Consider the following 18,478-nt stretch of genomic DNA (forward strand, 5'->3'; position numbering starts at 1 on the left):
CATGACCGAGACGGGCGGCCCGATTCGGGTGCTCCACGTGGACGACGAACCGGACTTCGCGGACACGGTCGCCGCCGTCATCGAGCGCGAGGACGAGCGACTCAGCGTCGCGACGGCGACGAGCGCCCGGGAGGGACTGGACCGACTCGCCGATGGCCAGTTCGATTGCGTGGTCTCGGACTACGACATGCCCGAAATGAACGGTATCGAGTTCCTCAGGGCGGTCCGCGAGGAGGACCCCGAGCTCCCGTTCATCCTGTTCACCGGCAGGGGGAGCGAGACGGTCGCGAGCGAGGCCATCTCGGCGGGCGTCACCGACTACCTCCAGAAGGAACGCGGGCTCGAACAGTACTCACTGCTCGCCAACGACATCGAGAACGCCGTCGAGCGAGCGCGCGCCGAGCGGGCCCGCGAACGCCACCTCGAAGCGATCGAAACCGCGCGAGAGGGGATCAGCATCCTCGACGAAGACGGCACGTTTCGGTACGTCAACGAGGCGTACGCCGACCTCTACGGGTACGCGCCCGAGGAGATGCACGGGGAACACTGGGCGCTCATCTATCCGGACGACGAGGTCGACCTCGCGACCGAGGAGATCCTCCCGACGGTCGCCGAAGAGGGGTACTGGCACGGCGAGAGCACGGGCCTGCGCGCCGACGGAAGCACGTTCCCCGAGGACCACGTCGTCTCTCAGACGGCGAGCGGCGACCTGGTCTGTACGGTGCGCGACCTCACGGACCGCCGCGAGCGCGAAGACGCGCTCCAGCAGCGGGGGCGGATGCTGGATGAGGCCCCCGTGGGAATCACGCTCAGTGACCCCTCACGCGAGGACAATCCCCTCGTGTACGCGAACGAGGAGTTCGAAGAGCTGACGGGCTACGACGCCGAGGAGGTGAACGGGCGCAACTGTCGCTTCCTCCAGGGCGACGACACGGACCCCGAGGCGGTCGCCGAGATGCGGTCCGCTATCGCCGACGGTGAACGCGTCACGGTCGAGCTCCGAAACTACCGCAAGGACGGCACGGAGTTCTGGAACCGGATCACCATCGCACCCCTCGGAGACTCGGCCGGCGAGGTCGCGAACTTCGTCGGGTTTCAGGAGGACGTCACCGAGCGCAAGCGACACGAGCGACAGTTAGAACAACAGAACGAGCGGCTCGAGCGGTTGGCCAGCACCGTCAGCCACGACCTCCGCAATCCGCTGGACGTGGCCCGCGGAAACCTGCGGCTGGCGCGGTCGGAGTGCGACAGCGACGCCCTCGACGACGTCGAACGCGCTCACGAACGAATGGCGGCGCTGATAGACGACCTGCTGACGGTCGCACGCGGCGGCGATCCGATCGAGGACGGAGAACCGATAGCTCTCGGCGGCCTCGTCGCCGAGTGCTGGCGAGGCGTCTCGACCGGAGAGGCGACCCTCGATATCGAGGTCGACCGGACGGTCGAGGCAGACCGGAGTCGCCTCCGCCAGCTCGTCGAGAATCTCCTGCGGAACGCGGTCGAACACGGCGGCGACGACGTGACGGTGACCGTCGGCGACCTCGAAGACGGCTGGTACGTCGAAGACGACGGGCCGGGCATCCCGGCGGCGCACCGCGACACCGTGTTCGACGCCGACTTCTCGACGGGGGTGACGGGGACCGGCTTCGGGCTGCGGATCGTCGAACAGGTGGCCACTGAACACGGCTGGACCGTCCGGGCGACCGAGTCAGAGGCGGGCGGCGCGCGCTTCGAGATCAGGGGCGTGACGGACGAGGAGTGAGCGCCGGCCAGCGGCCGACGCGAGAAGATTGATTTGGCGCCGGCCACAACGGACGGTATGGCCGACGACGAACGCCTCGGGCGGTTTATCAAGAGCACGCTCCAGTCGGCCGGCCGGCAGCTCTCGGACGCCAAGCGCGCCTACCGAAACGGGAAGCGCTCGGCGCGGGCCGGCCTCCCGCGGGACGAGGAGGGGCGGGCGCGCATCGTCTGTCGGCGCCACGCCGAGTACCGCGCCACCGCGATGGACGAGGAGGCGCGCCCCGTCTGCTTCGACGCCGAGCACCCGGACTGCCAGGGCTGCGTCGAGGACATCCGCGACGGGACGATCGAGACCTGGTGAGCGTGCCCGGGGCTCTGGAGCGGCGTGAGCCCGCGATGGAACCGTTTAGCTCCGCATCGCGCCGCCGTCGACCGGAAGCGCCGTCCCGGTGACGTACGACGAACGAGCGGAGGAGAGGTACGCCACCACGTCGCCGAGTTCCTCGGGCTGGCCGACGCGTTCGAGCGGCGCGTCCGACCACGACTCGATGCCCTCCTCGTAGGAGTCGTACTCGCCGCGCTCGACGGCGGCCTCGACCAGTTCCTCGATCCGCGGCGTCTCGTGTGCACCGGGCAGGACGGCGTTGACGCGGACCTCGGGGGCGAACTCCCGGGACTGGGTCTTCATCAGGCCGATGACGGCCCGACGAACCGCGTTCGACAGCACGAGGTCGTCGATGACCTCCCGCACCGACCGGGACGTGATGTTGACGATGGTTCCGGCGTCGGAGTCGCGCAGGTGCGGATAGGCGGTTCGCGTGGTCCAGACGGCGCTCATCACAAGCAGGTCGTACGCGCCGTACCACTCGCGCTCGGTCGTCTCCATGAACGGGCCGGGGGCCGGGCCGCCGGCGCTGGTGACGACGTGATCCAGGCCGCCGAAGGTGTCGACGGTCTGCTCGACGAGCGCCTCGATCTGATCGGGGTCGGTGATGTCCGCCTCGACGGCCAGCACGTCGCCGTCGCCGACCGATTCGAGTCGATCACGGGCCGCGTCGACGTGGTCCGCCGTCCGACCGCAGACGGCCACGTTCGCGCCTTCAGAAGCGAGGGCTTCGGCGCTCGCCAGTCCGAGTCCGCTCGTCGCGGCCGTACACAGCGCCGCGTTGCCTTCGAGTTCCAGATCCATATCCGCAGAAAGAACCGACTGTCCCAAAGGTCTCCCGGAACCCTTCAGCTGCCCCAGAAGTTGTCCCGGCTCCCCAGCCGGCGGTCGTCCTCGTCGGTTTCGCCGTCCGCCGTCGACGCCTCGCGCTCCTCTTCGTCCCCGTCGTCCTCCTCGTCCAGTTCCAGGCGCTCGACCTCGTCGGCGCGCGCGTGGTTCGAGTGGACGTTCGTGACCTTGACCAGCGACCGCGCCGGCGGGAGCACGCCGTCGACCATGATGATGAAGCCGTCCTCGGTCCGACCGACGCCGGCGCCGCTCTCGTGGATGTCCTCGACCTCGACCTCGACCTCCTCGCCGATCTTCACCGGCTGGCTCTTGAGGTCGGAGATCGGCTGGTTGTAGTGGTTGCACCACTCGGCACCACCCCGGTCCCCGTAGTGCGTACAGCCCATCCCCTCGATCCGTTCGGTGAAGCTGGGACAGTCGTCTGCGAGCGGACAGTCGGGCATGACTCAGCGTAGAGTGGCCGCTGGCAAAACGCTTGCGACCCCGCGTTCCCGGCGCTCGCCGCAGTATTACGTTTGATATTTTTGCCGACACACACTTGAGCGCGAACCGCTGGCTGTCGCGTAGGAACCCGACGAGCTATGAACCGCCGGCCGCTGACAGCGCTGTGCTGCCTGTTTCTCATCGTGAGCGCGACCGCCGGGACCGCACACGGCGCGCCGGCGGACCAGTTCGCGCGACCCGACGCCGCGGGGACGATCGACGCCCGCTACACCGTCGATCGACTCCCGGACCGACCTGACCTCGTCCGCGTGACCGCCCGGATCGACCGTCCCCGACAGGTGACGACGCTCTCCGTCCGGCCGCCGTCGGCCGCGACCGTCGAGCGCGCGACCGGACTCGACCCGGACGGGGGGCGGTGGCGGGTCACCCGCGAGACCGAGACCGCGCGGCTGGTCTACACCGTCCCGATCGGACTGACGACGACGTTCGGCCGCCGGACCGCCGACACCGCCGACTGGACGCTGCTGGCCCGCCAGGAGGTGTCCCTGCGCGCCCGGTGGCGCTGGCACATCGGGCCCAGACCCACGTGGAACGAGACGCTCGCGCTCGCGCCCGGACAGGACGGCGTCGCCGGCGAGACGGCCGCTTACATCGGCCCCCACGAGACGGCGACCAGAACGGTCGGCGGGGACCGGATCACCCTCGTCGTGCCGGAGAGCGCCGACCTCCGACCCGGTCGGGCGGCCGTCCTCGACACCGTCAGCCGCGCGAAGCGGGCTTCGAGAGCCGGCCCGGACCACGACCACGTCCGCGTGTTCGCCGCCCCGAACGCGCTGGCCTCCGGGGGCTACACCCCGTCGAACGGCGGTCCGGACGTCATCGTCAACGCCGGCGAACCGGTCCGTTCCCCGGTCAACGTCTGGGTCCACGAGTACCGCCACACCCGCCAGACGTTCGCGACGACGACCGAGATGGACTGGCTCGACGAGGGCAGCGCCGAGTACCACACCGCCGCCCTGACCTACCGACAGGGCGCCATCGACGCCGAGCGATTCCGAAAGCGGGTCACCTCCGACCGCCACTCGTCGGCGGACCTGACCCGCCCCGAAGCGTGGGACAGTCCCGCCGTGCCCTACGACAAGGGCACTCGGGTCGTGGCCGCCGTCGACGCCCGCGTCCGACTGGCCACCGACGGCGACCGGACGTTCGAGGACGTACTGGTCCGGCTCGTACAGCGCGACGAGCGCGTCTCGCTCGATACGTTCGCAGAGACCGTCTCCGCCGTCGCCGGCGAGGACCTCGACAGCTTCGTCCGGCAGGCGGTCACCGGCCCCGCGCCGTCCGTGCGGGTCGACGCGCTCACCGCCTCGACGCGACGCGGGTCCGCCGACACCGCACCACGGGCGACGAAGGCCGCGCCCGTCGCGAGCGCGACGAGCGCTATGGGCACTGCCAACAGCAACGAGGACGCGCGCCGCTTCGGCCCGACGCCCTCGGAGGGGCGTGCTGTCAGTCCCGGCGGATGGATCGCGCTGGGACTGCTCGTCGTCACAACGCTGGCCGGGCGGCGGCTGTGAAGTCGTCGGCCCGAGACAGGTCATCCTGGCTGGCGACGCCGGGAATGAAATTCGCCAGACAGCGAAGGGGGCCGTTCAGATGATGAACGGGCACCAAATATCGAGCCTGAAATCGAAATTCAGACTCGGAAGTAGAGCGTCTGAAGCGTTGAAGAATCGGATATGAACGGGAAAGTTCGTATCCGACGGTTTCGGGACGGGCACGGTGGGCTTCTCACCCGATGCCAGACCTCGCGTCGCTCGGTCTGCCGCGGTTCGAATCCCGGAACCGTCACTGCTCACTATCGTTCGCAGAGAGCGGGCACGGTGGGACTGTAAATTCCGGGCCTGTTCTACTTGATTACTCGTGACTATTTGTTTCATAAATCTGGAAGGAAGTCGCTTCGCTGTTCAGCCTGTTCTCGATCAGATCGGCGGTCGTAGTGCCGATCCAGAATGTCCTCGCTCGCGTTGAGCCGATCCTTCACGATCCGGCGGGGAACGTCCTCTCGACGATAGAACGTAACCCGGCCACTCCGAACGTCGTGCGGAGATCGGGCAGACGGACACTTGCTCGCTTTGTCCAGGTGCGTTGCTTCGCACTCGTCCAGGTCGCGGTCGTGGGGACACTCCTCGCCACGCCAGCACGGGCGCGTGACTCGATAGAGTGTTGCCCGAATCGTATTCCCAGCCGGGCGGCCGTACTTCGAGGTGATCAGCGGTTGGCGGCCGTAGTCATCGATCACGTTGTGCCGATGATACTCGATGTAGTCCTCGATGAAGCGGGCCGTTTTCTTGCTGACCCGATTCCACCGAGTTCCTTTCTGTTGGTTCTTCAGCGGAGTCCCTTGATCCGGTCGATGGACGAATTGAATCGCAGGCCCGGAGAACCGCGGGTGAGTTCCGTCCAGGTCGAGATCGTCCAGGTCGAGGCCACGAATCGCACCAGTCCGAGCGCCGGTTTCCCACAGCAGCAGCATGATGATGTGGTCGCGAGTGCCCGGCTGTGCGCCTTCGAGGTAGTCGATGATATTGAGCGCCCGTTCAGGCGAGAGTGTCGAGTCCGACACGTCCTCGCCGTTCTTCATCGTCGGAATCGTGATCTGTTCGTACAACTCCGGAGGCACGGCGTCGATGTTCGCCGCGAACCGGAGGAACCGACGGAGTGTCGCCAGCTGCCCTTTCAGCGTGACGAGTTTGACTGCCTGTCGGCCGTCGCCCTTGCCCTCTCGACGCCAGATACGGTACTGGAACAGGTCACGACCGGAGAGGTCGTTCAGATTCTCGATGCCTTCCTCGTCGCAGAACTGGAGGAACGCACGGAGCCGGTGACGATCAGAGCGGAGTGTTGACTCGGCGTGTTCGTCACGCATCGCGTCGTGAAACATCTCGACGGCCTCGACCGGCGAGATCGGGTCGAGGTCATTCACGGGTTATCACCCCCCTCGAAAACGGGCGGAGTTGAACCTTCAGTAGACTTTTGAGACGCCGGTGCGACCAATCCAGTACGGGCCGTTAGGCGGCCCGCGCGAGTGGTTTCAACCATTGTACGCATAGGAACCACCATTCCGGGCCGACGGTGGAGCGTCGGCCCGTTCTCACTGCCCCGATAGAGTCATCTTACGTACCAGTTAGGTAGTCCCTATAACATCCATAATCTCCTTGGAACATGAATGTTCCGACGTAGCACTAAAGGCAGATAATATCGACAGTGGCATTAAGGACATGGATATGTTATGAAATGCTTATAGTAAAAGTACGAAACAGATGCGGCAATCCGGAAAGTGGATGACGATTGTAGATGATCGCATCCTAGAATACATCGACGAGAAGGAACACGGCTCACCGTCGAAGATGAAAGAGGATGGGCCGATCAGGTACAGCCGGCAGCACATCGCTCGTCGATGTAGAAAGCTCGCAGACCACGGATTGCTGAAACCCGTCGGCAACGGAGTCTACGTTATCACGGAAAGAGGGGAAGCGTACCTTGCCGGCGATCTCGATACACACGAAGACGCTCCCGAACAGGAGCTGGACGAGACGGGGAATGGTGTGAACGACGCGGAATCTACGGGGAACTCGTGAATAATGCGCAAGAACGCATACTGGATGAAGCAACAGGACGATAGAATACTCGAATATCTCGACGAAGAAGGCTGGGCGTCGCCCTCGATCATCGCCGCACAAGCCTGTATCGACATTTCGGAGGGACACATCCGCGACCGACTGCTGATGCTCTGGTACGTCGACTTCGTGAGTTCGATGCACGGCGATCTGTTCGAGATCACAACGGACGGACTGCTGTATTTAGACGGTCGGATTGATGCTGCGAACCGGCCGGTTCCGACGGTTGATCGTGTATTTAGAAACAGGCGGAGTCAGGCGATCTGATTAGGCCCACACAATTGGTGGGTGGGTCGGTGGGTGGGTGGTTAAATTAACAATATCGAAGCCATATATGATAAATCAAGTGAGTGATGAAGCGGAACCCGAGTTCCAGTTATTACAAGATGTGAGCAGAGATTCCTCGTATGTAAACGCACAAGTATCACCGGATGTAAGTTAGAGTAGGTCAGAGATTTAATGTCTGCTCCCGAAGTATTCCATGATGAGAAACTTGAAGATTTATTAGAATCTGCTACACATCGTGTTCGGGAGGATCGACGTAATAACTTCAGGACGATTTGTCTTTCATCGAATCTTGATCTCAAAGAAATCGCAGAAAGATTTTCTGCTGAATTTAGTGTGACAGAACAGGGTGAGTTCTACCACCTTAATACAACTTATAAAAAGTACCGGCAAAAGTTTGAGGTCCATCTATACCTGTATGAATATAAACAGACAAATACACCAATAATATTCACGCTAAACTCTTCAGAAGATATCCGTCGAAAGGCGAAGTCGCTGGTCAATATCAACGAGGCACTCTGCCACTTATGGTTACCGCCGAATGAAATGGATGCAATTTCTGATGAGCTACTGAATATTGAAGGATGCCGACTGACGAGGTTCATCGGTGAAAAATTCGGGAAAGAAGCTCGATCACACCAAGAAAGACGGCCAGAGTTTGAGCGGCGTGAGGAGTATTCGGGCGATGATGCAGCCCAAACTCTAGAGGAAGCAAAACTGGACTACGGGATTACCCCGACAAAACTGGAGTACGAGCTCCCGACAAAAGCGAATTTCACACTCAGTAACGAAGGAGAATTCGTAATGAAAAGCGGAGATGCAGAATTCTTCTTTGAGCAAATCGTCATGGATACGGCAGTATCCCGGGTTGAAGACATGAATAAACAGATTCAGTCATCAAAGCTTGATGTTGTCGAAAAAGAGGGTGTCGAGGTATTTGATGAGAAATCGTTGGAGATCAAGTTAGAGAATAGTCTTGATTACGAAGATGCAGATGACTTGATTTCAAATTTGAAAGAAGATAATTTCTATCCATACAATATCTCGGCCGAGCAGGGAAGTTTATTACTGACGAGTCGAATCATAGATGAAGAGACAGGTGGCATGTTTTCACTAACGACTGATGGCAGTCAAGTTTCGGTACTGCCCAAACATGGGTCCAGTTTCGATTCCATCATGCGATTTTACAGATTTCTCGTGGAGAAATTCGACACAAATGCTGATCTTATAGAAGTATGACAGATAGGGATCTTTCTACTCGAATTGGTCAACTGGATGAAGAAGGGCGTGAAAAATTTGATCAAAAAGTAGAAAGTAAAAAAGAAGAGTTAGAAGAACAATTGAGTCAGGAGTATCGAAGCAAAATTGAAAATGTGATAGATTCCGATAGTCAAGAGATTGACGATTTCAATATTATAATATCTGCATTTGAGCAAAATGGGGCTATTGATTACACATACATAAGGACAGAGCCACTATTCCATGAAAAAGAGCATAATTTGGACGTGTTAATTGCCTCTCAAAAAAAGCAGATAGCTCTGTTTATTGAGTGTGAGCGAAGACTCACCTCACGACTTTTGAGTAAGTTGCGGAATTTTGACGAAAAAATAGAAGTCATAGAGAAAAATCTTGCAGATGATCTTGACATAGATCAATATTTAGATGAGACGATCGGTGTATTGCCGGAAACAAATGAATTTGTGATGGCCTCCAGACAGATTCCAGAGATGGAGATCCACTACAAAGCAAAAGAAGTAGACCGGAATATAATAACCTGGAATTTGGCTACTCCGGGAAGCAAATGCCAAATATATAGGAAAGTCTTCAAAAAGTCGAAAGAGGATTCGTTTGAAGGACATACCGACTTAGATCTAAATGACTATCTAGATGACGAACTGGAGAAGGGTGTTAAATATCAAAAATATATAGATTTTACATATTCTTCGTCGTGGTATTTGAAATTGCGAGATATGGCGGTTACGATCATTAATCAGCACCATAGACAGGGTAACGAGAATTTCAACTATAAGGAATGGCGTCAACTGTTTAAATACGAACTGAAGAACTATCAACGAGAGGAGTGTATAATGATGTACAACAAGTTCTTAGACTACGGAATTGATTGCGGTCTCGTCTCTTTAGATGAAGATGCTGAAGAAGATCTAAAGAAGCGGTACAGAATTATATTTTCTGTCAAGAATGACCAAGATAAACTGATGCAGAATATCGTCGATAAAATTGCTAATCACGAAATGCAGCAAGAGTTGAAATCACGAATGAGTGATTATAAACAGCAGTTATTGACGAGGCTTGAAAGACAAAAAGCAACCGGAGGAAAAACACTCTCAGACTTTGCTGATTCTGACAGCTAAATTAATCTCACCAATCAGCAACTCAGGAAATGCTAATTTAATTTTTTTGCTGGTCTGTTGTGGCACCACGCTGGTGGAGTAGATCAAGCAGCTCAGACCATTCAACATCTTTCTCGAATAACCCAGCTCGAAGATTCCACGACCAGGGCGCGGCGTCGTCAGGATCGTAGCCAGTTGCCTTCTCGATTTCTTCGAGACTGCCACCGAATAGCCGGTCAGTCGGCGCATCAGCGTCGGCAGGCCACGTTTCGAAGAACTCGGCGCTCTTCTTCGCCGCCTTGTACATCGCAAGCGTTGAGAGACGCTTACGCTCGGGATGGAGGTCCTTCCCGGTGTGGACCACGACGGCCTCCATGTCGACGCCGATCTTCGCGTAGCGCTTCGCCAGCGGTGTGTACTGCTCGGCCACCTCTCGGCGGTTCGTCCTGGCGTCGAAGTGCGTCGAGCCTTCGTCGATCAGGATAGCCTTCGGCCGGTCGCGATGTTCGAGCAGCTGCACGGCGAGATCGTGGGCCGACGTGACGACGATATCCGTCTGTTCCCACGTCCGGACGTTCGAGAGTACCAGGAGGTCATCGAGGTCGAGCGCCCGGAGCGTGATCAGGAGGATAGCCGTGTTCGTTTTGCCCGTGTTCGGGTTCCCGGCGGCCGTGACGAACGCCGGCGCGCCGTTGTTCTCGATCTGGTTCAGGAGCATCATCGGGAGCCGCAGCGCCGACGCGTCGAGGTCCTGTTCCGTGACACCGACGACGTGGGACATGACCGAGCCGTTGCCCGTCGCGACGGCCTCGGTCGCCGTGTCGGTCAGGACCTTCGAGGAGATCGCCTGTCCGAGCGCAGTCCCTTCGAACGTCGAACTACCGACCGGTGACCGGTCGGTTTCTCTCATCGCCGTCTCGATGAACGACAGCGCCGCGCGGTCCTGGGCGTCCTCGACGATCCCGGTGTGTGGGAGCAGTCGTTCATCACCGTCGAGTTCGCCTTGTACCTGTTCGTAGAGCTTCGCCGCGGTCAGCAGGTGTTCGTCAACGCTGTCAGTCATCGGCGGGCACCTCGACAGAGTCAGCACTGTCCTCGACGAGCTGATCCCGGAGCGCGTAGCCGAAACTGAGCAGCGGGAGCGCCACCGACAGCACAGGGAGGTGATCGGGAACAGGGCGGTACGCAGCGTGGTAGACCTGTTCACCAGCCCGGTACGATACATCAACTGGCACATCGAGTGCCTGCGGCGGGACTGCCCATAGACCGGCCCAGTAGCCGGCTACGAACGTCACAGCAGCAGTTACCACGACGATACTCTTCTCACGATGGGTTAGGTTGAGTTCAATCATCAGCGGGAACACCTCCGTCGCCAGCGCCAGCGAGATCTGCGAGGTCCTGGTCGAGATCGACGCGGATTCCGGGCACGTCCGACTCGGGATCTTCGTCGTCCTCGGCAGCGCGGATCTTTCGGTCGAGACCGAACTGTTCAATGGCCGAATCTATCTCGTCAGTCAACCCCTCTCCTTCGTCTGGAAGCGTGCCACGCTCGAACGTCGAGACGATGCGCAGCACTGCCTTGCGGGTCGCGTTGCGGATGATCGTGAACGCCTGGGCTTCGATGGCGAAGCCGCGCTTGGCGTCGTCTTCGAGCTGACCGCGGCATTCCTCAACCGCTTGGAGCGTGCGCATCAGCTCCCGATCGGAGAGCGTGCCGCGCCAGCAGCCCTCGACGGTCTGGGCTTCGAGGTCGACGCTCTTTCCGAAGGCGAGATTCGGACTCACCCAGTCCAGTTGGCCATCCTCGACGGACCACTCTTTGAAGCGCTGGCCCGGCATCCGGAAGATTCCGCCTTTCGTCCGACGGGCGTCGATGTCGACGAGCCAGACGTAGTTCGGGTCCCACAGCAGCGACCGGACTTTCTTCCCGGTCGGCCGGCCGACGAGCGGAATCGTAATCAGCGCACACAGGCCGATTAGTCGGAGGTTCCGCGGGAGTTCGTACCCGATGATCGACGCCACGACGAACAGCGCGATCCCGACGCCGGAGGCGAGCAGCAGTAGGTTCTCAGAGAGCCAACGGAAAGCGCGGTACGTACGACTGTGGTCCGGGCCGGGGTCGGCGTTGTGAACCATCTCGTCCCGGTCGAGATCGGGACTGTCCTGGTCGTCGCTCATGCCAGTCGCTCACCTCGTTGGGCCGACCCGACCTTGGCAGACACCGCTTCGTACAGGACGGCGAGAACGACGCCGAACGCGCTTCCGAGCGACGCATTGCGAACGTCCACGCCACTCCACGGCCCGGAGATCAGGAACGTGTTGGGCTTGCGGAGGTAGTGGAAGCGCTGTTGTTCGATGGACTGCTCGGTCCAGAGCGTGACGCCGCCGCTCGATGGAACCCGGACCGTCGTGGTGGTATCCGCGTCGACGACAGCCGCACGAAATTGCATCGTGCCAGCGTCCGATCCGCTGTCGACTTTCGGCGCGACACTGACGACCGTGTACTCGTCCGACCAGAAGTCGATGACGAGCTGGCCGTCGGCGTAGTGGTAGTCCGTCACGACGACGTTTTCGTCAATGACGAGCTCCACGTTGCTGGGCGCACCCTCCGGTGCGGAGACGTTCGTCGAGGTCGTTTCATTCGTTGTTTCTTGCGCTGCTGCCGGAGCAGCGAGAGCGATACAGCTCACGATCAGGAGGAAGAGTAATGGCGTGCGTAGGGTCATGCTCGGAAAGCGTAGGGTTGATTCACCAGACCCAACTGAGCGAGGGGTCCGGGAGCCAGGACGACACCAGATCGATGGCCGGCCCGATCACGTCGACGACGCCCGCGAGTTGCAGCGCGGCGAGTGCGAACAGCACGAGCCACACGTCGCGAGGGACGAGCTTGAGAGCCAGCCAGTACACCATCAGTACTTACCTCCCGTCCGACGCTGAGCCACCGCGTAGAGCGCAGCGACGGCGACTAAAACCAGGACCAGCGAGGTAGACGAGCCAGCCAGTAGGCCACCGCCAGCAGAGCCTCGAAGGTTCTGCTCACGCGCCTCGATCTCTGCGCGCCGTTTGGCGAGATCTTCGTACATCTGCTTGAGTTCGGTGACGTTCGTCGTCTGGTAGGTGGTTTGCTCTATTGTGGTGTTTTGGATGGTTTGGCCGCTCTGCGTGGTGATATTCTGGATAGTGAAGTTACTTTGTAGCTCCATCATCCGGTTGGGCGTGACGAGATAGACCGAGCCTCCGATTTGCGAGGGATCGTAGGTCGTGTTCGTCTGGAACTGTCCGCTCGGTGGGTTTTCTGCGGCGTGCAGGACGCCGGTGTAGGACGATCCGGACTCAGTGGTCACCTCGAAGCCGCCGATCTGGTCGTAGTTCGCTGGACTGTTCGTTCCGAGCAGGGTCAGCTGCGCGTTCGCCCAGCCCTGGAACTCGCTCCCCGGCGAGCGCTCTTGGGAGAGAACGTAGGGGTCGATCAGGTCCGAATTGTTGATTTCACCGGCCTGGTAGGCATCATAGGTGTTGTTCGCCAGCGTGTTCATCTCACCCTGCACGGTGTCGGACTGAGTCTGGATGTCAGACCAGCGCTGTCCGAACTCCCACCACGGAAGGAGGGCTTGGGCGCTGTAGATGTCGTCTGCCGTGGTCGGGTCGGGTTGTTCAACTCGTTCAAGATGGATGTCACCACCACTGTCCCAGTGGATAGAACTTGACGTTTCACTGGGTCCAATGTACGGCGACCAAGCTTCACCGTAGTTCGTCCCAGTGCCATCGTTGTGATTCTCGCCCTTGATTCGGAATTTCAGCGCCGTCGTGGTGCTACTGTTGACAAGCGTGACGGATTGCACAGTCCCGTACTCTTGATCCCGAACCTTCGGGGAGAACGATTTCGTCGTATCCATCACTGGGTTCACCACGTCGTCTGCTGACAGTCCAGATTCGTTAGCGGCCACAGACCGCATATACTGAACCTGATGCATCTGGATGTCCCACTGGTTGATGAGTTGGACCTGCTTCGTTGCGTAGTAGTCGGCAACGGCCTGCTTCGCGGCGTACTTGGCGGCTGTTTTCGACGAGCCGTTGTTGAGCGCACGGATGTAGGCGTTTTTGCCCTTGATGCGAGCGACGGTCTTGGTGTCCTGGAGGTAGTTATCCAGCGTGGTGTGATAGTTCTCTGACGATGCCTGCGTGTTCTGGACGCTCTGGTAGAGGTCCAACTTGGTCTGCTGGGCGTCAGTTCCGGTCGTGTTGATGGTGGAATCGCCGGGCAGTCCGGAACAGTCCTGAATCCGAATACCAGGATTGACAGCCATTTGCATCCGCTCGCCCAGGTCACAGGTGAACGTCGCGTCGCCGCCGGTACTGCCGGCTTTGACGGCGTCGGTGAGGAACAGGTAGTCATCACCAGCGCCCGAGGAGACGGTGCTAAACGTCGCCTCTGTGGTGTTGACCGTCGCGGTCACGTGGTCGTAGGCTCCGCCGTTGGAGAACCAGACGAGCGGTACGTTGTCGGCGTCGTAGGTCTTGCGAGCGAGAGCGACCCGACCGCTGTCCGTGTCGTTGGTCGAGAACTCCACTTGGACCGGCCCAGTAGCGTTGTTGAGATCGACGGTCACGCTGTCCGGCGAACCGGTGTAGGTGAACGACTCGCTCGACGATTGCGCGGCGGCCGGTACGACACCGACAGAGGCCACCGTCGAGACGACGATCACGACGGCGAGCAAGACCGAGCGGGCACGATCACCTCCGAAAGAATAGCGTCGACTCATTGGTTTACTGGACGGCGACTCCCCAGGAGACGACCGTGACGATGAACGCCAGCTGCATCCCGAGCGGGTCGCCCAGACTGAGGAGGAAGTCGTTCACTTGCGGGACGAACTCGTTACCGAGGATCACGAGCGGACCGGCGACAATCGCCACCTGCTCCCAGAGTTCGTAGTACTCGAAGCGCTTGGACTCGCTCGACGCGAAGCCTGCCGCGTACGTGCCGAGCGAGACGAGTAGCGAGTGCTGGGTCGTCAGCGTGTACGACAGCCACGGGAGTTCGACCGTCGTGATCCCGCCGAACTGGTAGAGACTCGCCGCCACGAACGCCACCGAGAGCATCGCCGGCAGCGAGCGCATGTTCATGTAGTCGCCTACCATCTCGCTCGCCCGTCGCTGGTAGCTCATCGACTCACCCGCACCTCGCGCGGATTGTACTCCTGTTCTTCACCGTTTTCGTCCTCGAACGACTCCGTGTCTTCGGACTTGCGAACGCCGATCTTCGCGCCCTCGACAAGCCCGGCGATGATCTGCTTGCGCATCGTCTGGTTCAGCCGAATCGGGCGGCCGTCGATTTCGGCCACACCGTTGTAGCTCGCCAGCGGGTTGAACGCCGTAATGACGCCGGTCACTTCTTCGCCTGGTTCGAGGTCGATCCATCCGTTCGAGTTGTCGTCGTCGGAAACCTCAACAGAGTCGAGGTCGTCGAACGACGGCGCTTCTTTGGTTGCCATGCTACACTCAGAATTACTAGATACTAGATAAAAGTGAGTGACCAGAGTGAGTCTGGTGAAGTTTTAAATAGAAAGGATACAGTGGATTCTCAGATCAAGAAACGCGGATAGTGTCACCACAGGAATCGCACTCAAACAGTGATAGGGATTTGTCGGTGATCTGTCGGTCGTACTGATAGCGGCCAGAGTCGCATGACTGACAACTGTCATTGATTCGTGGGTTTTGGAAACCGGTTTGGTTATCCGAAACTCGATCCGAATCGTCCCAACTCTCCACTTCAGTCACGACCTCGGTCATCTGGACACCGTTGCCGGAGCTGGCCGAGTGGAGTTCGCCGTCGATCTCGATAGAATGCACACGCCACTCTAGAACACGGTCGCGATTCAGCCAGTCGGGACGATGTTCAGGATCATCCAGATCAGGGCAGTCGAAGCCAGCCAGAACGCCGCGTATGAGCGCTTCACCATGCTTATCGGGTAACTCAGATTGAAGCATTCCGAACAAGCCGGCGACGCCGATATTCGGGTGACGACGGGCCTTCTGCTCGATCCGTTCGACGTATTCGACAGCCTTGTTCTCAAACGCGTCGTCAGGGATGTAGGTCTCATCAGGTATCGGAACAGTCGCATCTACAGCACCCTGATATTCCGCACAGAGCGGGCACTGGTTCGACCCGTCTGGATGATAGCACTGCCGAACAGCCGTCGTCTGTTCACAGGCACGCCAGGCGTCAACCCAGTCGTCCCAAAGCTCAGTCGAGCCGCCATCTGAAACGATTTCAGACGATTCGGCAGGAGAGGTGTCGAGTCGGTGTTTCGTGAGCGTCTGAGATTGGTCGATACCGTGCGGAGAGCCACATTCGGCGCATTCGACCGTGTTAGTTCCTTTATCCGAGACAGTGAGACGGTCGCCATGCTGCCCTTCCAGGTCTGAGTGCGGCGATTCATGCCGTTGCCGGCAGCGATCAGCGATAGCGGCCCATCGGGCCGAATCAGATCGGGAGACGGTACGGATGTTCCCGGCGGTCATCGCAGCTGCCCACGCGATGTACGACGGAGATCGTTCGAAAAGATCGAGCGGGTCGATGGAAGCGTAATCAGCGACGTAGGCGGCGAGGTTTTCGACCGATTCGGGGTCACGTACTGAAACAGGAGTATCGCAGTCGTCGCACGCACCCTCGGCGGCATCCCACGGATTCGGCGCTGTATCTGCGTGTTCGGAACATGGCATATTCGTATGCGCGTCGCGTCCAGCGCCCTCAGTAGTGGAGATATGAGTTTCCATGACGGGAGCGAAATCGGACTGTGAGATTTCGCCGTCGACGACGATAATCGAGTGTTCGTGAGCGTAGCACTGGTTTTGTCCATTGCCGGGGTGAGGCTCTAACACGCGCCAGAACTGCCATTCATCGTTCTCGAAGCCGAGTTTGTCGAGGATGTATCGAAGTTTCTGGTAGACCTCGCGCCACGGGTCACGAACCCTGTTCGCGTGATCGACGGGGCCGATCCGAGTCCCATCAGGAACGGATGAAGCCGAACGAGTCAGGAATGCGACGGACGGGTTATCAAACGTAGCTTCGGTTTCGCCGCCAGAGGGGCGTGTGCCGCCGGTAAGCTCGCGAAGCCAACCCTGACACTGTGCGTAAAACTCGCGTTGATAGTCTGGAGACCAGCGATCAGACGCCGAGAAACTGAATTTCGTATACTCTGGGTCGCGAGGCCAGCCATATTGGAGGTTGATAGTCGTCTGGCGTGTTCGTTCGTGGGATTCCAGCAGATTCTCGACGGCGACAACCCACGGTATACCTTCTATTTCGGTGACTCGCTCATCGGAGACGGACTTGCGAGCGACCCAGGAATCAGCTGCATCAGCTGGTGAAAGGGAAAATTGGTCAAGTTCCTCGGCGTGGGACTCAGAAACGTGGGCTGCCGGATCTTGGCTGGCGGGCGTAAAGAACGACTCACACCGCCCACAGTAGTACAAAACGTCTGAATCCCACGTCTCGGTAGAACAGTCGGTATAGGCTTCTCGAATAGGCGTTCCGTCCTCGAAGGCGACAGGGACATCAACAAGATCGGGGCACTCCTCGATAAAGGACCAGAGAACGTCGTCGGTAGTCGGTAGGTCACGCTCATCAGATTCGGGGGTTGGTGTATCAGCGCCTGAGGCGGCGGTTTCACACTTATTCTGATTGGTTTGCCGAGAGCCGCCGGCCGCTGGTTGCCCCTCACTCATCGAACTCGGTAGAAGAATCGACAGCGTTCAACCGCGACCGCCCAGCGGACCCACGTTCCGGGCCTCCGGCCGGGCTTTCGCGTTGGGATTGCCCCCGTCGCTCCGCTCGGGGGCGTGCGCTCTCTCGGTCAGTCGGACCCCCATGTGAGGGGGTCGCTCCCTCCACTCGCTCGCTTGTGACGGAGTTTAGGACTGTTTCAGGAACGTCATCGAAACAGGAATGGCAGAGGTCGAACCGAGCAGCGTCTGTATCGGCGTGATTGATACAGATCGCCCCGCAGTTGTCGCAGTAGTAGTGAACGTACTCCGACCAGGAGGTCACGCCGGATCACCATCCTCGACGCGCTCGATGGCTCGACGAACGTCGTCGTCGGTCGCTTCCAGGAGGCGCGACGCGCGGACGAACTCGTTAGGAGGAAACGGCCAGTCCTCGGGAGAGGGGACGTCTCTCACGAGAGCACACCCCCATTCAGGTGGTAGTTCGTGTGTTCGTCCGGTGACCGCGCTTCGAGATTGTCGGGGTGGTTGTTCCAGCGATCTTCGTCGACGTGGTGAACGTGCAGCTCCGACCAGAGGTCGTCAATCTCGCCGTGCGCGTAGGCAGTCAGCCGGTGCAGGTAGACGTAGCGGTCGTGACCAGCCTTCGGGTCCCAGACGCGGATGCGCGGATAGTGGTCGAGATCGAACTCGACACGAGGTCGAAAAATCACGCCGACCACCTCTGTTTTCTGATATGTCCGGCAATAAAAATCGCCAGACAGCGGCGGGGGCCGTTCGACAACCGAACGAAGTCGCAAATCTCAGTCTGAGATTCGTTTTCAGAACCGTGCGCAGAAGCCTCGAACCGTCCAGAATCGTAAACTCCGGGTAGAAGTCCTAAACCGACGGTTTTCGGACGGGCACGGTGGGATTCGAACCCACGACCGTCGGATGTCTCCCCCCACCGGCGGGGCCGGCGAGGATAGAAGTCCGACGCTCTATCCGGACTGAGCTACGTGCCCTCGCCGCCGTCT

The 18,478-nt window shown here is 59.7% G+C and carries 21 protein-coding genes and 1 tRNA gene; 7 read left to right on the forward strand and 15 right to left on the reverse strand.

The window, feature by feature from the left end; genetic code table 11:
- The first annotated feature begins 1 nt into the window (after position 1).
- On the forward strand, positions 2–1,762 hold the full coding sequence (locus GM656_RS09740) for a PAS domain S-box protein (RefSeq protein WP_162413472.1): 1,761 nt from the start codon (positions 2–4) through the stop codon (positions 1,760–1,762).
- Between the two features lie 57 nt (positions 1,763–1,819).
- On the forward strand, positions 1,820–2,104 hold the full coding sequence (locus GM656_RS09745) for a DUF7091 family protein (protein ID WP_162413473.1): 285 nt from the start codon (positions 1,820–1,822) through the stop codon (positions 2,102–2,104).
- Positions 2,105–2,149: 45 nt separating this feature from the next.
- Here the strand turns inward: GM656_RS09745 and GM656_RS09750 are convergent, their stop codons facing one another.
- Entirely contained in the window at positions 2,150–2,932 is a 783-nt protein-coding gene (locus tag GM656_RS09750; protein ID WP_162413474.1) for an SDR family oxidoreductase, read from the reverse strand.
- Between the two features lie 44 nt (positions 2,933–2,976).
- Complete coding sequence (locus GM656_RS09755) at positions 2,977–3,420, reverse strand: TRAM domain-containing protein (RefSeq protein ID WP_162413475.1); 444 nt, start codon at positions 3,418–3,420, stop codon at positions 2,977–2,979.
- Between the two features lie 138 nt (positions 3,421–3,558).
- Between GM656_RS09755 and GM656_RS09760 the strand changes: the two genes are divergently transcribed.
- Complete coding sequence (locus tag GM656_RS09760; protein ID WP_241692741.1) at positions 3,559–4,998, forward strand: M61 metallopeptidase family protein; 1,440 nt, start codon at positions 3,559–3,561, stop codon at positions 4,996–4,998.
- A 359-nt stretch (positions 4,999–5,357) separates the two neighbouring features.
- On the opposite strand, the gene GM656_RS09765 is transcribed toward GM656_RS09760, so the two are convergent.
- Positions 5,358–6,365 (reverse strand): tyrosine-type recombinase/integrase, encoded by a 1,008-nt coding sequence (locus GM656_RS09765; protein ID WP_162413796.1) that lies wholly within the window; start codon positions 6,363–6,365, stop codon positions 5,358–5,360.
- A gap of 379 nt (positions 6,366–6,744) precedes the next feature.
- Between GM656_RS09765 and GM656_RS09770 the strand changes: the two genes are divergently transcribed.
- From GM656_RS09770 to GM656_RS09785, 4 genes are all read left to right on the forward strand, one after another.
- Positions 6,745–7,062 carry a MarR family transcriptional regulator gene (locus tag GM656_RS09770; RefSeq protein WP_162413476.1) on the forward strand — a complete coding sequence of 106 codons (318 nt, stop codon included), beginning with the start codon at positions 6,745–6,747 and terminating at the stop codon, positions 7,060–7,062.
- Between the two features lie 3 nt (positions 7,063–7,065).
- Positions 7,066–7,368 carry a hypothetical protein gene (locus tag GM656_RS09775; protein ID WP_162413477.1) on the forward strand — a complete coding sequence of 101 codons (303 nt, stop codon included), beginning with the start codon at positions 7,066–7,068 and terminating at the stop codon, positions 7,366–7,368.
- A 192-nt stretch (positions 7,369–7,560) separates the two neighbouring features.
- The gene (locus GM656_RS09780) at positions 7,561–8,625 is read left to right on the forward strand and encodes a hypothetical protein (protein ID WP_162413478.1); all 1,065 of its coding nucleotides are present in this window, start codon (positions 7,561–7,563) and stop codon (positions 8,623–8,625) included.
- Positions 8,622–9,758 (forward strand): hypothetical protein, encoded by a 1,137-nt coding sequence (locus tag GM656_RS09785; RefSeq protein WP_162413479.1) that lies wholly within the window; start codon positions 8,622–8,624, stop codon positions 9,756–9,758. Before GM656_RS09780 ends, GM656_RS09785 begins: the two co-directional genes overlap by 4 nt.
- A 37-nt stretch (positions 9,759–9,795) precedes the next feature.
- Here the strand turns inward: GM656_RS09785 and GM656_RS09790 are convergent, their stop codons facing one another.
- The 12 genes from GM656_RS09790 to GM656_RS09835 all read right to left on the reverse strand — a co-directional run bounded on the left by GM656_RS09790 (position 9,796) and on the right by GM656_RS09835 (position 18,466).
- Positions 9,796–10,800, reverse strand: a complete 1,005-nt coding sequence (locus tag GM656_RS09790) for a hypothetical protein (protein WP_162413480.1) — start codon at positions 10,798–10,800, stop codon at positions 9,796–9,798.
- Positions 10,793–11,089 carry a hypothetical protein gene (locus GM656_RS09795; protein ID WP_162413481.1) on the reverse strand — a complete coding sequence of 99 codons (297 nt, stop codon included), beginning with the start codon at positions 11,087–11,089 and terminating at the stop codon, positions 10,793–10,795. Before GM656_RS09795 ends, GM656_RS09790 begins: the two co-directional genes overlap by 8 nt.
- The gene (locus tag GM656_RS09800; RefSeq protein WP_162413482.1) at positions 11,082–11,915 is read right to left on the reverse strand and encodes a hypothetical protein; all 834 of its coding nucleotides are present in this window, start codon (positions 11,913–11,915) and stop codon (positions 11,082–11,084) included. Before GM656_RS09800 ends, GM656_RS09795 begins: the two co-directional genes overlap by 8 nt.
- A complete protein-coding gene (locus GM656_RS09805) occupies positions 11,912–12,328 on the reverse strand; it encodes a hypothetical protein (protein ID WP_241692744.1) in 417 nt (138 codons plus the stop codon). Before GM656_RS09805 ends, GM656_RS09800 begins: the two co-directional genes overlap by 4 nt.
- Positions 12,329–12,485: 157 nt before the next feature.
- The gene (locus GM656_RS19095) at positions 12,486–12,647 is read right to left on the reverse strand and encodes a hypothetical protein (protein WP_174242964.1); all 162 of its coding nucleotides are present in this window, start codon (positions 12,645–12,647) and stop codon (positions 12,486–12,488) included.
- On the reverse strand, positions 12,647–14,500 hold the full coding sequence (locus tag GM656_RS19335) for a hypothetical protein (RefSeq protein ID WP_162413484.1): 1,854 nt from the start codon (positions 14,498–14,500) through the stop codon (positions 12,647–12,649). Before GM656_RS19335 ends, GM656_RS19095 begins: the two co-directional genes overlap by 1 nt.
- A gap of 4 nt (positions 14,501–14,504) precedes the next feature.
- Entirely contained in the window at positions 14,505–14,903 is a 399-nt protein-coding gene (locus tag GM656_RS09815) for a hypothetical protein (protein ID WP_162413485.1), read from the reverse strand.
- Positions 14,900–15,229 carry a hypothetical protein gene (locus GM656_RS09820; protein ID WP_162413486.1) on the reverse strand — a complete coding sequence of 110 codons (330 nt, stop codon included), beginning with the start codon at positions 15,227–15,229 and terminating at the stop codon, positions 14,900–14,902. Before GM656_RS09820 ends, GM656_RS09815 begins: the two co-directional genes overlap by 4 nt.
- 94 nt (positions 15,230–15,323) lie before the next feature.
- Positions 15,324–17,465 carry a hypothetical protein gene (locus GM656_RS09825; protein WP_162413487.1) on the reverse strand — a complete coding sequence of 714 codons (2,142 nt, stop codon included), beginning with the start codon at positions 17,463–17,465 and terminating at the stop codon, positions 15,324–15,326.
- Between the two features lie 318 nt (positions 17,466–17,783).
- On the reverse strand, positions 17,784–17,918 hold the full coding sequence (locus GM656_RS19495; protein ID WP_277815048.1) for a hypothetical protein: 135 nt from the start codon (positions 17,916–17,918) through the stop codon (positions 17,784–17,786).
- A complete protein-coding gene (locus GM656_RS09830; protein WP_162413488.1) occupies positions 17,915–18,184 on the reverse strand; it encodes an HNH endonuclease in 270 nt (89 codons plus the stop codon). The genes GM656_RS19495 and GM656_RS09830 overlap by 4 nt, the downstream gene beginning before the upstream one ends.
- A gap of 177 nt (positions 18,185–18,361) precedes the next feature.
- Positions 18,362–18,466, reverse strand: a tRNA-Arg gene (locus tag GM656_RS09835).
- Between the last annotated feature and the right edge of the window lie 12 nt (positions 18,467–18,478).

The organism is Haloarcula salina (assembly GCF_010119195.1).
GTDB lineage: Archaea > Halobacteriota > Halobacteria > Halobacteriales > Haloarculaceae > Haloarcula > Haloarcula salina.

What these genes read in the sequence shown, in the direction of transcription:
- GM656_RS19095 (WP_174242964.1), bottom strand. Translation starts at nt 12,647, where the DNA reads ATGGTGTACTGGCTGGCTCTCAAGCTCGTCCCTCGCGACGTGTGGCTC.
- GM656_RS09740 (WP_162413472.1), top strand. Translation starts at nt 2, where the DNA reads ATGACCGAGACGGGCGGCCCGATTCGGGTGCTCCACGTGGACGACGAA.
- GM656_RS09815 (WP_162413485.1), bottom strand. Translation starts at nt 14,903, where the DNA reads ATGAGCTACCAGCGACGGGCGAGCGAGATGGTAGGCGACTACATGAAC.
- GM656_RS09765 (WP_162413796.1), bottom strand. Translation starts at nt 6,365, where the DNA reads ATGTTTCACGACGCGATGCGTGACGAACACGCCGAGTCAACACTCCGC.
- GM656_RS09775 (WP_162413477.1), top strand. Translation starts at nt 7,066, where the DNA reads ATGCGCAAGAACGCATACTGGATGAAGCAACAGGACGATAGAATACTC.
- GM656_RS19335 (WP_162413484.1), bottom strand. Translation starts at nt 14,500, where the DNA reads ATGAGTCGACGCTATTCTTTCGGAGGTGATCGTGCCCGCTCGGTCTTG.
- GM656_RS09760 (WP_241692741.1), top strand. Translation starts at nt 3,559, where the DNA reads ATGAACCGCCGGCCGCTGACAGCGCTGTGCTGCCTGTTTCTCATCGTG.
- GM656_RS09750 (WP_162413474.1), bottom strand. Translation starts at nt 2,932, where the DNA reads ATGGATCTGGAACTCGAAGGCAACGCGGCGCTGTGTACGGCCGCGACG.
- GM656_RS09745 (WP_162413473.1), top strand. Translation starts at nt 1,820, where the DNA reads ATGGCCGACGACGAACGCCTCGGGCGGTTTATCAAGAGCACGCTCCAG.
- GM656_RS09785 (WP_162413479.1), top strand. Translation starts at nt 8,622, where the DNA reads ATGACAGATAGGGATCTTTCTACTCGAATTGGTCAACTGGATGAAGAA.
- GM656_RS09780 (WP_162413478.1), top strand. Translation starts at nt 7,561, where the DNA reads ATGTCTGCTCCCGAAGTATTCCATGATGAGAAACTTGAAGATTTATTA.
- GM656_RS09795 (WP_162413481.1), bottom strand. Translation starts at nt 11,089, where the DNA reads ATGATTGAACTCAACCTAACCCATCGTGAGAAGAGTATCGTCGTGGTA.
- GM656_RS09825 (WP_162413487.1), bottom strand. Translation starts at nt 17,465, where the DNA reads ATGAGTGAGGGGCAACCAGCGGCCGGCGGCTCTCGGCAAACCAATCAG.
- GM656_RS09800 (WP_162413482.1), bottom strand. Translation starts at nt 11,915, where the DNA reads ATGAGCGACGACCAGGACAGTCCCGATCTCGACCGGGACGAGATGGTT.
- GM656_RS09820 (WP_162413486.1), bottom strand. Translation starts at nt 15,229, where the DNA reads ATGGCAACCAAAGAAGCGCCGTCGTTCGACGACCTCGACTCTGTTGAG.
- GM656_RS09770 (WP_162413476.1), top strand. Translation starts at nt 6,745, where the DNA reads ATGCGGCAATCCGGAAAGTGGATGACGATTGTAGATGATCGCATCCTA.
- GM656_RS09755 (WP_162413475.1), bottom strand. Translation starts at nt 3,420, where the DNA reads ATGCCCGACTGTCCGCTCGCAGACGACTGTCCCAGCTTCACCGAACGG.
- GM656_RS09790 (WP_162413480.1), bottom strand. Translation starts at nt 10,800, where the DNA reads ATGACTGACAGCGTTGACGAACACCTGCTGACCGCGGCGAAGCTCTAC.